This is a genomic window from Roseateles depolymerans, from assembly GCF_003387155.1.
Lineage (GTDB): Bacteria > Pseudomonadota > Gammaproteobacteria > Burkholderiales > Burkholderiaceae_C > Roseateles > Roseateles depolymerans.
The window spans coordinates 1,307,170-1,320,512 of the sequence record NZ_QUMT01000002.1 but is presented as its reverse complement, the minus strand read 5'-3'; the positions used below and the strand labels follow the sequence as shown (position 1 = coordinate 1,320,512).

General features: G+C 64.7%; 11 protein-coding genes. 7 read left to right on the top strand and 4 right to left on the bottom strand.

Going from position 1 to position 13,343, the window contains the following annotated elements; translation table 11 throughout:
* Positions 1-57: 57 nt before the first annotated feature.
* Entirely contained in the window at positions 58-1,452 is a 1,395-nt protein-coding gene (locus tag DES44_RS13650; protein ID WP_083525636.1) for an acyltransferase family protein, read from the bottom strand.
* A 146-nt stretch (positions 1,453-1,598) separates the two neighbouring features.
* On the opposite strand from DES44_RS13650, the gene DES44_RS24705 reads away from it, so the two are divergent.
* The 3 genes from DES44_RS24705 to DES44_RS13640 all read left to right on the top strand — a co-directional run bounded on the left by DES44_RS24705 (position 1,599) and on the right by DES44_RS13640 (position 4,349).
* On the top strand, positions 1,599-2,573 hold the full coding sequence (locus DES44_RS24705) for a hypothetical protein (RefSeq protein ID WP_157592963.1): 975 nt from the start codon (positions 1,599-1,601) through the stop codon (positions 2,571-2,573).
* Between the two features lie 71 nt (positions 2,574-2,644).
* Complete coding sequence (locus DES44_RS13645) at positions 2,645-3,532, top strand: beta-1,6-N-acetylglucosaminyltransferase (RefSeq protein WP_058935417.1); 888 nt, start codon at positions 2,645-2,647, stop codon at positions 3,530-3,532.
* A gap of 181 nt (positions 3,533-3,713) precedes the next feature.
* The gene (locus DES44_RS13640) at positions 3,714-4,349 is read left to right on the top strand and encodes a trimeric intracellular cation channel family protein (RefSeq protein ID WP_198164778.1); all 636 of its coding nucleotides are present in this window, start codon (positions 3,714-3,716) and stop codon (positions 4,347-4,349) included.
* A gap of 101 nt (positions 4,350-4,450) precedes the next feature.
* Here the strand turns inward: DES44_RS13640 and DES44_RS13635 are convergent, their stop codons facing one another.
* Together DES44_RS13635 and DES44_RS13630 are read right to left on the bottom strand one after the other, a co-directional pair.
* Positions 4,451-5,791: a sigma-54-dependent transcriptional regulator gene (locus DES44_RS13635; RefSeq protein WP_058935415.1), complete on the bottom strand. Its 1,341-nt coding sequence runs from the start codon at positions 5,789-5,791 to the stop codon at positions 4,451-4,453.
* Positions 5,784-7,775 carry a sensor histidine kinase gene (locus DES44_RS13630; RefSeq protein WP_147307087.1) on the bottom strand — a complete coding sequence of 664 codons (1,992 nt, stop codon included), beginning with the start codon at positions 7,773-7,775 and terminating at the stop codon, positions 5,784-5,786. Before DES44_RS13630 ends, DES44_RS13635 begins: the two co-directional genes overlap by 8 nt.
* Positions 7,776-8,232: 457 nt before the next feature.
* Here DES44_RS13630 and DES44_RS13625 point away from each other — a divergent pair, with 457 nt between their 5' ends.
* Genes DES44_RS13625 through DES44_RS13610 form a run of 4 tightly spaced genes read left to right on the top strand, consistent with a single transcriptional unit; the run spans position 8,233 to position 11,851 of the window.
* Positions 8,233-9,156, top strand: coding sequence for a branched-chain amino acid ABC transporter permease (locus DES44_RS13625; protein WP_058935413.1), 924 nt, complete (start codon positions 8,233-8,235; stop codon positions 9,154-9,156).
* A gap of 10 nt (positions 9,157-9,166) precedes the next feature.
* Positions 9,167-10,300, top strand: coding sequence for a branched-chain amino acid ABC transporter permease (locus DES44_RS13620; protein ID WP_058935412.1), 1,134 nt, complete (start codon positions 9,167-9,169; stop codon positions 10,298-10,300).
* A gap of 21 nt (positions 10,301-10,321) precedes the next feature.
* Positions 10,322-11,104, top strand: a complete 783-nt coding sequence (locus tag DES44_RS13615) for an ABC transporter ATP-binding protein (RefSeq protein ID WP_058935411.1) — start codon at positions 10,322-10,324, stop codon at positions 11,102-11,104.
* A gap of 30 nt (positions 11,105-11,134) precedes the next feature.
* Complete coding sequence (locus DES44_RS13610; RefSeq protein ID WP_058935410.1) at positions 11,135-11,851, top strand: ABC transporter ATP-binding protein; 717 nt, start codon at positions 11,135-11,137, stop codon at positions 11,849-11,851.
* Between the two features lie 124 nt (positions 11,852-11,975).
* Here the strand turns inward: DES44_RS13610 and DES44_RS13605 are convergent, their stop codons facing one another.
* On the bottom strand, positions 11,976-13,088 hold the full coding sequence (locus tag DES44_RS13605) for a Leu/Phe/Val dehydrogenase (RefSeq protein ID WP_083525634.1): 1,113 nt from the start codon (positions 13,086-13,088) through the stop codon (positions 11,976-11,978).
* Positions 13,089-13,343: the final 255 nt, after the last annotated feature.

The window sequence follows — 13,343 nt, the reverse complement described above, 5'->3', positions numbered from 1 at the left end:
GGTCCGGCAATCCTGCGGTCGGGTCGTCGTTCCGGCGGTACTCGGTCTCTCGCGCTCTCAGGCAGGCGCGATGGTCGTTGGTGACGCGTCGGCTTTCGCTTCCGCTTCCGCCTGCGGCGCAGTGCGTGCTGCGGCCCGTCCCATGCTCGGAAGTTCAATCCGGCGATAGGTGCAGTGACACAGCAGCACAAGCAGCATGCCGAGGGCGCAGATTGCGGCCCAAAAGCCTGTCGCCGTCATGTGGGCGGCCGTGTCAACGCTGAGGAATCCGAAGCAGGCATACAGCGCCAAACCGTGCAGCAGATACAGCGAATAGGTCGGTTGCCCAAGGAACCGTGAGGTCCTTTGGGTCAGCAGGCCGAAGAGACTGGTGCCGCCCGCGATCAGGCAGAACGCCGCGGCGGTGTAGATGATGGCCCGGTCGCTGAACCCACCCGACGGATGGAATAGGGCCCGGATCAGGAAGATCACCACCAGGACGGACGCCCACGGGGTGCTGGCCCATCGCCGAAACACCGGCAATCGCACCAGGCATGCGGCGGCCGCACCGCCCAAGAACGGCTTGGCGTGCTGGAGCCATGGGGACCAGATCAGCAGCAGAAGGGGCGCGCACAGCGCAATCCCAACGGCCCAGCGGGAGGTCTTGAGCCCCAGGCTCAGTGCTGCCAGCGGAAGCATCAGGTAGAACATCCACTCGAAGGTCAGCGACCAGGTGACGCCCGCCGTCACCAGGCTGGTTTCGGCGAGGCCGTTGATGTCCACCCGCCCGGCGAATGTGAAGGTGAACCAGGACAGCAGCGACCGCGCCAGGGTGCCAAGGTCCACGTGCAAAGTCCATTGGGTCTTGACCCCCACCAGGATCAGCAGCAGCCCCATCGTCACCGCATACATGGGCACGATGCGCCGCACGCGCCCGGAGAAGAACTGCTGCCAGTCCACCGTCCGTCCTGAGGCGCGAGCGTCCAGCAACTTTCCGATGAACAGGAAGGCGGTGATCATGAAGAAGAGCGAAACGGCCACCTCGCCGAGATGACCCACCGAGCTGACGGACTGCCAGCGGCCGGTCTTCAGATGGCCCCACCACAACGCCGCATGATGGGCGAAGACGCCCAGGGCCAGATAGCCCCGCAGGCCGTCCAGGGTCGGATACCGGGAGTCTTCGACCTCAGCATTGAACAGGCGCATCGCCCCCGCATTGATGGTCCACGCGCACAAAAGCACGAGGATCACCCCGCTCGCATCACTCATTGTTCTTCCCTCGAGACGCGCCTGCTGGCTCGTCACATTTCTGTTTTTGTCTAAGTCCCACCGGACGGCGCGACATCTTCCAATGCGTGCGTGGCAGGCTGAGATGGGGCAGTATGGTACTTGCACGCGGATCCAACTGACTCCGCGGCGAGGATCGTTTGGCGGCGAAGCTGAACTAGTCATTGCCGAAAGCATCACCAACATCCGGTGAGCGCTTCCATCATCAGCGGTGGTCCGGGCTACTATGCCGGCCGATGTTGTCTTTGCTGCGGGGCGTAGAAGCGACCTGCAAAAAGATGGTTATCAGACTTGCCGGTCCCCGGGCGGGGGCGTGGGCCACCAGTCAGGTGATGGGCTACAACACGGCGGAGACTAGGGCGCGCTTGACGCAGGCGTCTGCGTCTGCGTCTGCGTCTGCGTCTGGGTCGGCGTATGGCGCCTTTACTGGCGATGCAAAGTCACAAACTGGTGCTAAGCTGAAAACCGCAGATGCGTTCGAACCAACCGGGGCGATGGCCGATTATCAGTTACTAAGCGATGAAGGGAATTCCCCAGTTCAGAAGATCGCGTTTGAACGCATTGGCAAGATGCCCGCCGATGAAATTGAAAAGCTCGCCTTGGATCTCCCGAGCCCTTCGTCAGGAATGGGCCAGACGGCAACTCACGGCCCGGGGGTATTGGCAGCAAGCAACTGGTTTGATGAAGGTCTTGCCCGCTCAGATGCTATCTCATTAGAAGAGGCTCTTCTCGACGAGACGAGCCTCTACAGAGCTTATCTCAAATCCTGGGGGGAAATGATTGTGAAAATCGCGCTTTCGTTTCTATTTGTGCTTGCTTTACTCCTTGTAGGTTGCTGCGAATCCATCGCGCAACCCTTTGTGGAGAGGAGGCGCAACGCCTTCAAAATGAACGGAAAAATGATTCGATTGCCGATTTTTTTGTCTTCCATACCACTTGCGCTATTTGGGGTCCTGATTCCAAACTCAGTGCATGCGCAATTTGCTCGGGCGGAGGGTGAATTTCAAAGCGAACAAGCTCTGGTAAGGCTTTTGCTGTTGGACGCAGAGAAGGGTGTGGTCGCAGCAAGCGTATCCGTCGCAGTCGCGCCATGCTCAGGTGCTGTGACAGGTATAGGTAATGTGAAAGATCGCAAGATTGAATTCGGTCCGTACGAATCATTGCAAGGTGGAGAAAAATGCAGAGTGGCTTTGCAATTCGATGGCAAGTGGGCTTCGTTGAAGATATCTGATAATGGACAGTGCAATAAATTTCATGGCGCTAGTTGCACCTGGGATGGAGAAGTCGTGAAAAGAAAGCGCAACTGATATTGTGAGACTGGGAATCGCCAGCAATATTTATTGTTTGGCCTATATTTGCGCTCGAAGCACACCATATTGTGAAAACCGCCTACCTCATCGCCGCCCACACCGCGCCCGACCACGTCCGCCGTCTCGTGGAATCCCTCCGCCACCCTGACGCGGCCGTCTTCCTCCACATCGACGCCAAGTCGGACCAGACCCCGTTCCAGTCGCTCACTGAACTCGGCGTCCGCTTCTGCGAGGGCGCCAACCGCGTCAAGGTTTACTGGGGCGACTACTCCCAGCTCGACGCCACCTTCGGCCTGATGCGCACCGCCCTGGCCGCGCCTGAGCGCTTCGACCGCCTGGTGTTGATCAGCGGCGCAGACCTCCCGGTCCGCTCCGCCAGCCACCTTGCCAGGTTCTTCGCATCGCACCCACAGACCGAGTTCATCAACCTCGTCCAGATCCCCAGCGTCAAGGCCAACAAGACCGAAGACCGTCTGACGGATCGTTGGTTCCGCCCTGGCCTCGCGGGAAAGATCCAGCGCCGCCTCGTGCGCCTGGGCCTGCTCCCCAAGACCCGCGACTACCGCCCCGCCTTCGGCGACCTCAAGCCTTTCGGTGGCAGCTCCTGGTGGGCGCTGACCCGCGCCTGCAGCGAATTCGTCCTCGCCCAAATCGCCGCCCGGCCGGCCCTGGTGAGCTACATCAAGGGCACCGCCTGCGCCGATGAAACCTTGATCCAGACCCTGGTCGGCAACTCTCGATTTGCCAAGCATGTCGCTCGCGCATTGACGTTCACGCGTTGGCGTCCCGGCGCCTCCAATCCCGACGTGCTCGGCCCGGACGACATGCGGGCGTTGATGCAGCAGCCCGAGCATCTGGACGACAGCGTCTACGGCCAAGGCCCCATCCTCTTTGCGCGCAAGTTCGACGCGGCCACATCTGCGCAAGCGGCCAAGCTGCTCGAAACCGCTGCCTGAGATCACGCATCGACTTCCGGCATCGGAGACACTGGCTCTCGGCTCTCGGCTCTCGGCTCTCGGCTCTCGGCTCTCAGATCCCTGATACCAGATCCCTGATCCCTGATCCCTGATCCCTGATCCCAGATCCCAGCCGTCGGCCCTCTGCGCCCGCTCACCCAGCGGGCGCATGATTCACTCCATGACCTACGACCTCCCAGCCCTCACGATTGAACTGCTCGACTGGCTCGGCACCATTGCGTTCGCCGTCAGCGGCGCGCTGGTGGGCGTGCGCAAGCGCTTCGACCTGTTCGGGGTGCTGTTCCTCGCGTTCGTCGTGTCAGTCGCCGGCGGCATGATCCGCGACGTGCTGATCGGCGCCATTCCGCCGGCCGCCATGATGGAGATCCATTACTTCGTCATTGCCGTGCTGTCCGGCCTGGCGACCTTCTTCTGGTCCGCCCACATCGTCCACTACCAGCGGCTGATGCAGTTCCTGGACGCGGTTGGCCTCGCCTTGTTTGCGGTGGTGGGCACACAGAAGGCCATCCAGTTCGGCATCCATCCAGTCATGAGCGCACTGATGGGCATGATCACCGGCATCGGCGGCGGCATGATCCGCGATGTGCTCAGCGGGGAGATTCCCTTTGTCCTCCGCGCCGACCTCTATGCGTTGGCGGCGCTGATGGCGGGCGCCGTGGTCGCGCTGGGGCACTATCTGGAATTGCCCCCGGTGTACCCGGTGCTGGCGGGCGCGGGGCTTTGCATGTTCCTCCGAATGATGGCCATCTACTTCGGCTGGCGGGCACCTCTGCCCAGGGCGATCCACGATGAGTGACAACGGCGATTCACCATAACGGCTCCCGTCATGCTCCGCAGCGCGTAGCCCGCGGCCCCGAGGCCCGCAGCCCGCAGCCGAGCGCAACAACCCTCGCTGCCTCAGCGGAAATCATCCAGCTGAATCCCATGCCGATGCAGCTTGTCGTAGAGCGTCTTCCTCGGCGTCCCCAGCAGCTCCATCGCCGCGGGCACCTTGCCCTGCGTGCGGCGTAGCGCCTGCTCGATCAGCGCTTTCTCCACCAGCTCCATCTGCCGCGCCAGGTTCAAGCTCGGCAAATCACGCAAAGCGGCCTGGCTGTCCAGGTCATCCAGCGCCAGCACGAACCGGTCAGCGGCATTGCGAATCTCCCGCACATTGCCAGGCCAGTCATGGGCCATCAGCTCGCGCAGTTTCTCCGGCGTCAGTTCCGGGGCAGGGCGCTCATACCGCGCGCAGGCCTGCGCCACGAAGTGCTCGAACAGCAGCGGGATGTCTTCCCGCCGCTCCCGCAGCGGGGGCAACTGCAGCGTTGCGATGTTCAGCCGGTAGTAGAGGTCATTGCGGAACTGCCCGCGGTCACCCAGTTCCTTCAGGTCGGCCTTGCTCGCCGCAATGAAGCGCACATTGATCGGCAACTCCTCATTCGATCCCAAGCGCTCAATCCGCCGCTCCTGCAGCACCCGCAGCAGCTTGATCTGCAGCGGCACCGGCATCGTCTCGATTTCGTCCAGCAGCAGCGTGCCGCCGTTGGCATGCTCGATCTTGCCGATGCGCCGTTTGGCTGCCGAGGTGAACGACCCCGGTTCATGCCCAAACAGCTCGCTTTCGAACAGCGCCTCCGGCAGTCCGCCGCAGTTGATCGCAACGAAATGGCGATCCCGCCTCGGGCTCTGGTCATGCAGGCAGCGCGCCACCAGCTCCTTGCCGGTCCCCGTCTCGCCCAAAATCATCACGTCTGCTGACGTCCCCGCCAGATTCAGAATCTGCCGCCGCAACTGCTGCATCGCCGCGGACCGGCCCAGCAGCACCGCCTCGATGCCGCTGGCCCGCTGAAGCTGCGCGCGCAGCTCTTCGGCGGAATGCCGCAGCATGCGCAGGTCCAGCGCCCGCATCACGGCCTCCAGCAGCCGCTCCGGCGCAAAGGGCTTCTCGATGAAGTCGTAAGCCCCGGTGCGCATCGCCTGCACGGCCATCTGCACGTCGCCGTGGGCCGTGATCAGGATCACCGGAATGCCGGGGTCGGTCGCCCGCACATGGTCCAGCAGCGCGCGTCCGTCCATGCCGGGCAGGCGAACGTCGGTCACCATCACCACCTGCGCGCCCGGCTGGATGTGCGGCAGCGCTTCCTCCGCGCTGCGGCAGGGCAGCACTTCCAGCCCCTCCAGCTCCAGCGTCTGCGTCAGGCTCACCCGCACCGGCAGGTCGTCTTCCACAAACACGACCTTGTAGCCTTCAAACATGCCCTTGTTCCTCCACAGTCCAGGTGTCGACCGCCAGGTCGAACTCCAGGCTCATGCCCGGGTCCAGCCGGTGCGCGCGAAGCGTCCCGCCAAACTCATGCACGATCTTCGATGAAATCACCAAGCCCAGGCCCAGGCCTTCGCCGGCCGGCTTGGTGGTGAAAAACGGTTCAAACAGACGCGGCAGCAAGGCTTCGTCTAGGCCCGGGCCGTTGTCCTGGATCTTGACCAGCACCCGCTGCCCGCCGTCCAGTGGCTCGATCTGCACGCGCAGCGTCATGGCGCGGTCTTCGCTGACAAGCCCAGGCGCCGTTTCAGCATTCGAGGCTGCCGCCGCGCCGGCCTCCTCCAGCATCGCGTCCAGCGCATTGGCGAACAGGTTCACCAGCACCTGCTCCAGCCGGTTGGCCTCTGCCCGCACCCGCAGCCCTTCAGGCACCTGCACCTCGAACTGCAGCGGCTGTCCGCGCGTGCGGTGCTCCAGCAGCAGGTAGGCATTGCGCACGCTCGCCAGCAGCGGGGAGGGCGAATCGACCCCCTCGGCCTTGCGCGCAAAACTCTTGAGCTGCCGGGTGATGCGTCCCATGCGCTCCACCATGTCGTCCATGGCCTGCAGATTGTCCGCCACCGCCTGGGTGCGGCCGCTTTGCAGCAGACGCTGGGCGTTGCGGGCCAGGGCGCGCAGCGCCGTCAGCGGCTGGTTGACCTCATGCGACAGGCCCGCCGACATCTGTCCCAGCACCGCCAGCTTGCTGGCTTGCAGCAGCTCGCCTTCGGTCTGCTCGCGCTGGGCGATCTGTTCCTTGAGCGCGTCGTTGGACTGTCGCAATTCCGCCGTGCGTTCATCCACGGTGCGCTCCAGTCGCGCATGGGCATCCTGGAGTTCCGTCTTCGCCAGGAACAGCTGCCGCACGGCCCGCCGCCGCGCCGCCAGATACAGCGCCAGCATGCCCACCGCCGCGCCAAAGGCCGCGCCGCTCCAGGCGGCCAGTCGCGCTTGCCGCCGCACTTCGGTCAGATCCGACAGCGCCAGCAGCCGCAGCCCCAGCGGCAGCAGTTGTCGCTCCTGCGCCAGCACGGTGGTACTGGCCGGCGCCGGCGCACGCACCAGCAGGCTGTTGTAGGCCTCCAGCACGGCCGGCAGGCCCAGGTTGGGGCCCACCGCCTGCGGATACCGGGCGCTGGCCTGCAGATGCGCGCGCTGGGCATCGTCGGCCTCGCTCAGCACTGCGTATTTCCAGGCCTGAACGCTGCTCATGATGACCACCCCCTGGTCGTCCGCCACCAGGATGCGCTCCCCTTGCGACCGCAGGCCCAGGTCCACCCAGGTGGCCTCCAGCGGCGCCAGGTTCAGCTTGACGACGATGACGCCCAGCAGACGCTGCTGCCGCCGCACCGTCTGCAGCAGGAAGAAGTTGGTGCTGCCGGTGGCCGATCCATCCACCGGACTGGCGTCCGACGCAAAGAAGTGGTGCCGGTCCTGCGCGATGGCCAGGGCCAACCCCGGCGGTGCCAGCAGCGGTTCGCTGGCGGCCAGTACCGAGCCTTCGGCATTGGCCACAAAGATCTGTGTGGTGCCGGCCCGCACATTGACCCGCGCCAGGGCCTGGCTCACCTGATGCCGCAGCCGTTCGTCCTCGGGATGCTGCATCAGTCGCTCGACCTCCTCGTCGATCGCCAGCAGGCTGGGCAGGTAGGCGTGGCGGCTCAGCTCGGTCGACAGGTTGGCCGCATACAGCTCCAGCCGCTCGGTGGCCAGGGCGGAGAGCTGGTCCAGGCTGGCGCGCTCGCTCAGCCGGTGGCCGAGCAGCAGGCCCAGCATCATCAGCACCCCGGTGAGGTAGAGATAAAAGCTGGGCCGGCTCACCACGACCGACAGCCGCTGCCGCCAGGTCCGCTGGCCGTCATCACGCGGGGACGGAGGCTGCGAGGATGGCGGCGAAGAAGACTGCGGGGAGGGTGGCAAAGAGGACGGAGGCGTCAACAAAACAATGGATGCAAGGGAAAAGCAAGGGACCTGGGGGCATGGTTCACCCGGGGGCGAACAGCCTCGAAGCAGGGAAACGCGCTGGCAGAATGACCGCCACACACCAGCCTCCCTGCCCGAGGGCTCCGTGGACCGCGAAGCGCGACTTCGCCGTCGCCATGGGGCTCTCGGGCAGGGAGGCTGTCAGGGCAGCAAGTGTGCCGAAAACACCGCACTTCGTGCAGCCCTTCCGCACTGAGAGCGGGGGCTGGCGGGGAATCGCCCAGAAGTTGGGGCGGTTTGTGCGGATTTTCGCCCACCCTCGGCTGGCCGGGACGGCAAGCATCCCATCGAGCGGGGTCCCCAGGGGGATTTCGGTCGGTGAATACCCTTGAAACGTCCCGGCTGGCACGAGGGTTGCACCTTTGCGCCGGTCGTTCCAAGACGCGTTCTTCAAACAGATTGCTGGGGCCTTATGGAGATACTTATTCAGCAGATCATCAATGGTCTGGTGCTGGGCAGCATGTATGCGCTGGTGGCACTGGGCTACACGATGGTTTACGGGATCATCAGCCTGATCAACTTCGCGCACGGCGAGGTGCTGATGGTGGGGGCGATCGTGAGCTGGACGGTCGTGACCGTTTTGGCCGGCAGCGGCCTGCCGGGCTGGGCGCTGATGCTCGTCGCGCTGGTCTGCGCGGTGGTGGTCTGCACCTTGCTCAACTACGTGATCGAGAAGATCGCCTACCGGCCCTTGCGCAACGCGCCGCGGCTGGCGCCGCTGATCACCGCCATGGGCATGTCGCTGCTGCTGCAGACGCTGGCCATGATCATCTGGAAGCCGAACCCGAAGTCCTTCCCGCAACTGCTGCCCAATGACCCGATCCCCGTCTTCGGCGCCACCATCACCATGACGCAGATCGTCATCCTGGTGGTCACGGTGGTGATGCTGGCGGGCCTGGTCTTCCTGGTGAACCACACCCGCATGGGCCGCGCCATGCGCGCCACGGCGGAGAATCCGCGTGTCGCGTCGCTGATGGGCATCAAGCCGGATGCGATCATCTCCATGACCTTCGTGATCGGCGCTGCGCTGGCCGCTGTGGCCGGTCTGATGTGGGCCGCCAACTACGGCACCGTCAAGCACGACATGGGCTTCACGCCGGGCCTCAAGGCCTTCTGCGCGGCCGTGCTGGGCGGCATCGGCAACCTCTCCGGCGCCATGCTGGGCGGCGTGCTGCTGGGCCTGATCGAAGCCATCGGCGCCGGCTACCTGGGCGACCTGACGGGCGGCGTGCTGGGCAGCCATTACTCCGACATCTTCGCCTTCCTCTCCCTGATCCTGGTGCTGACCCTGCGGCCGTCCGGTCTGCTGGGTGAGCGCGTGGCGGACCGCGCCTGAGGAGCCTTCCATGCAAAGTCAAAAGAACAAGCTGTTTGTTTTCCTGATCGCGGGGGTGCTGCTGCTGGCCCTGCCGCTGGTGGCGCAGCAGGGCGGCAATGCCCCGGTGCGCATCATCGACCTGGCGCTGCTGTATGTGCTGCTGGCCCTGGGGTTGAACATCGTGGTGGGCTACGCCGGTCTGCTGGACCTGGGGTACGTGGCCTTCTATGCGGTGGGCGCCTATCTCTTTGCGCTGCTCAACAGCCCGCACCTGACCGACAACTTCGAGAACATCGCCGCGTCCTTCCCGCAGGGGCTGCACATGCCGCTGTTGGTGGTCATCCCGCTGGCGGCGCTGATTGCCGGCATCTTCGGCGTGCTGCTGGGCGCGCCGACGCTCAAGCTGCGCGGTGACTATCTGGCCATCGTGACGCTGGGCTTCGGGGAAATCATCCGGGTGTTCCTGAACAACATGGAATATCCGCTGAACGTCACCAACGGTCCGCGCGGCATCGGCCAGATCGACGGCATCCACTTCCTGGGCTTCGAGTTCAGCAAGTCGCATGAGATCCTGGGCTTCAACGTTCAGTCGGTCTCGATGTACTACTACCTGTTCCTGGCGCTGGTGATCGGCTCGGTGCTGATCTGCTATCGCCTGGAAAACTCCCGCATCGGCCGCGCCTGGATGGCCATCCGCGAGGACGAGATCGCCGCCAAGGCGATGGGCATCAACACCCGCAACATGAAGCTGCTGGCCTTCGGCATGGGCGCCACCTTCGGCGGCGTGGCCGGCTCGATGTTCGGCGCCTTCCAGGGCTTCGTGTCGCCGGAGTCGTTCAGTTTGCAGGAATCGGTGATGATCGTGGCGATGGTGGTGCTGGGCGGTATCGGCCACATCCCGGGCGTGATCGTCGGCGCGCTGCTGCTGGCCGCGTTGCCGGAAGCGCTGCGTTATGTCGCCGGCCCGCTGCAGCAGCTGACGGACGGCCGCCTGGACGCGGCCATCCTGCGCCAGCTGCTGATCGCGCTGGCCATGATCGTGATCATGCTGGTGCGTCCGCGTGGCCTGTGGCCCGCCAAGGACCACGGCGAGGTTCTGCGCAAGTCGCAGGCCGACGAGGCCGCGGCGGCTGCCGCAGCCTCCGCCAAGGCAGCCCAGTGACACCGGCAGGAGTGAGAACCCATGACTGAATCTGTACTGAAAGTGGCTGGTGTGTCCAAGCGCTTCGGGGGCCTGCAGGCGCTCTCGGAAGTCGGGCTGGACATCAAGAAGGGGCAGGTCTATGGCCTGATCGGCCCCAATGGCGCCGGCAAGACGACCTTCTTCAATGTGATCACCGGCCTGTACACGCCGGACTCGGGCAGCTTCGAGCTGGGCGGGCAGCCGTATCGTCCGCAGGCCGTGCATCAGGTGGCCAAAACCGGCATCGCCCGGACCTTCCAGAACATCCGGCTGTTCGCCGACATGACCGCGCTGGAGAACGTGATGGTGGGCCGCCATGTGCGCACCCACTCGGGCCTGTTCGGTGCGGTCTTCCGCACACCGGGCTTCAAGGCCGAGGAAGCGGCCATTGCCGCCCGGGCGCAGGAGCTGCTGGACTATGTGGGCATCGGGCGCTATGCCCGCTTCAAGGCGCGGACCCTGTCCTATGGCGACCAGCGTCGCCTGGAGATCGCCCGTGCGCTGGCCACCGATCCCAAGCTGATCGCGCTGGACGAGCCGGCCGCCGGCATGAACGCCACCGAGAAGGTGGTGCTGCGCGAGCTGATCGACCGCATCCGCAACGACGGCCGCACCATCTTGCTGATCGAGCACGATGTGAAGCTGGTGATGGGTCTGTGCGACCGGGTGACGGTGCTGGACTACGGCAAGCAGATTGCGGAAGGCACACCTGCGGATGTGCAGCGCAATGAGAAGGTGATCGAGGCTTACCTGGGCGCCCATGCGGCGCATGCGGCGCACTGACGCGGCCAGACAGACAAGGAAACGAACAAGATGGCAGACAACATCCTGCTCCAGGTCCAGGGGCTGGCAGTCGCTTACGGCGGCATCCAGGCCGTCAAGGGCGTGGATTTCGAGGTGCGCGAGGGCGAGCTGGTGAGCCTGATCGGCGCCAACGGCGCGGGCAAGACGACCACGCTGAAGGCGGTGACCGGCCTGCAGTCGCTGCAAGGCGGCGAGGTGAAGTTCCTGGGCCAGTCGATCAAGGGCCGCGGCGCCTGGGATCTGGTCAAGCAAGGGCTGGTGATGGTGCCGGAAGGTCGGGGCACGTTCACGCGCATGACGATCACCGAGAACCTGCAGATGGGTGCGCATATCCGTCGGGACAAGGAAATCCAGGCGGACATCGAGAAGGTGTTTGCGCTGTTCCCGCGTCTGAAGGAACGTCGCAATCAGCTGGCGGGCACCATGTCCGGTGGTGAGCAGCAGATGCTGGCGATGGGTCGTGCGCTGATGGCCCGGCCGAAGCTGCTGCTGCTGGACGAGCCGTCGATGGGTTTGTCCCCGATCATGGTGGACAAGATCTTCGAGGTGGTGAACGACATTCACCAGCAGGGCGTGACGGTGCTGCTGGTGGAGCAGAACGCCAGTCGGGCGCTGGAGTTGGCCAACCGCGGCTATGTGATGGAGTCGGGGTTGGTGACGATGCAGGGGGAAGGTCGGACCCTGTTGAGTGATCCGAAGGTGCGGGCGGCCTATCTGGGGGAGTGATCCGGCGAGTGATCCGGCTGAGGGATGCGGGCGAGTGATCCGCATCGGCTGAAATGAAAAGGGGCTGCCCGTGTGGGCAGCCCCTTGTTCTTTGTCTCCTACCGCCGTCTTTGCGGCGGATTCATCAGGCCTTGGCCGGCTTGACCAGCAGCGAACGCGCCCAGGCGTCGGCTTCACGGGCCGGCGTCTGGCCGCTGGTCTTGATGCGGTCCAGCAGTTCGGCGACGCGGCCGCGGATCTGGGACACTTCGTTCATGACGGCGGTTTCTTCGCCTTCGCCACGATACTCACGAGCGACGCTGATGATGCCGCCGGCATTGACGAGGTAGTCCGGCAGGTAGGTGATGCCGCGGGCCTGCAGGGCGTCGCCGTCGGTGGCGGTGGCCAGCTGGTTGTTGGCAGCACCGGCGATCAGTCGGGCGCGCAGGGCAGGGATCGAGGTGCTGTTCAGGACGGCACCGAGGGCGCACGGGGCGACGACGTCGACATCGGCCGCCAGGATTTCGCTGACGCTGACGGCCGTGGCGCCAAACTCGGCTTGGGCACGGCTGACCTTGTCTGCGTTGACATCGGCGACGACCAGCTTGGCGCCGGCCTTGTGCAGGTATTCAGCCAGGTGCCAGCCGACAGCGCCAAGGCCCTGCAGGGCGACGCGCACGCCTTCCAGCGAGTCGCGGCCCATGACACGGCGCACGCCTTCGTCGATGGACACAAACACACCAAACGCAGTCTTGGGGCTGGGGTCGCCACCGAAGGCGCCTTCGCGGGGGATGCCGGACACATACTGGGTGCTGGCCATCATGCCCTTCATGTCGGCCGTGGTGGTGCCCACGTCTTCCGCGGTGATGTAGGCGCCCTGGAGCGATTGGACCGCGCGACCGAAGGCGGCAAAGAGCGCCGGGCGGTCAAAGTCGCCGGCCGGCTTGATGATCACGGCCTTGCCACCGCCGAAAGGCAGGTTGGCCAAGGCATTCTTGAGGCTCATGCCCTGCGAGAGGCGCAGCGCATCATTGAGCGCAGCCAGTTCGTTGTCGTAGCTCCAGAAGCGGCAGCCGCCAAATGCCGGGCCACGAGCAGTGCTGTGCACGGCCAAAATGGCGCGCAGGCCCGTCTCCGGGTCAGCCGCCAGCAGCACCCGCTCATGCGGAGCTTGGTCGGGGAGACCGAACAGCGAGGTGGGAAGAGAGTCAGAGGCGCCGGCCGCAAGGGCGCGGGCGATGTCGGTGAGGGCGTTCATGCGAGGGCCTGCACTTGTGATGCGTCAAAGAAAATGGCTCAGCTTTGCGAGAAGCTAGCCGGGGGACTGCCTGCGCGCTTGTGGCGGTTCGGCAGCTTCCGGGAGTGTAGGAGATGGGGGTTTCCGGCAGGGGCGGGGGGAGGGGAGGATCAATGCAACTTTTGCATTGGTTGGGTGGGTTTGTTGTGGGGGGCTTGAGGTTCTTTGACTGCGCCAGGGGATCGGGAAGGCGGGGAGGCCTTTCCCTTCATGTCC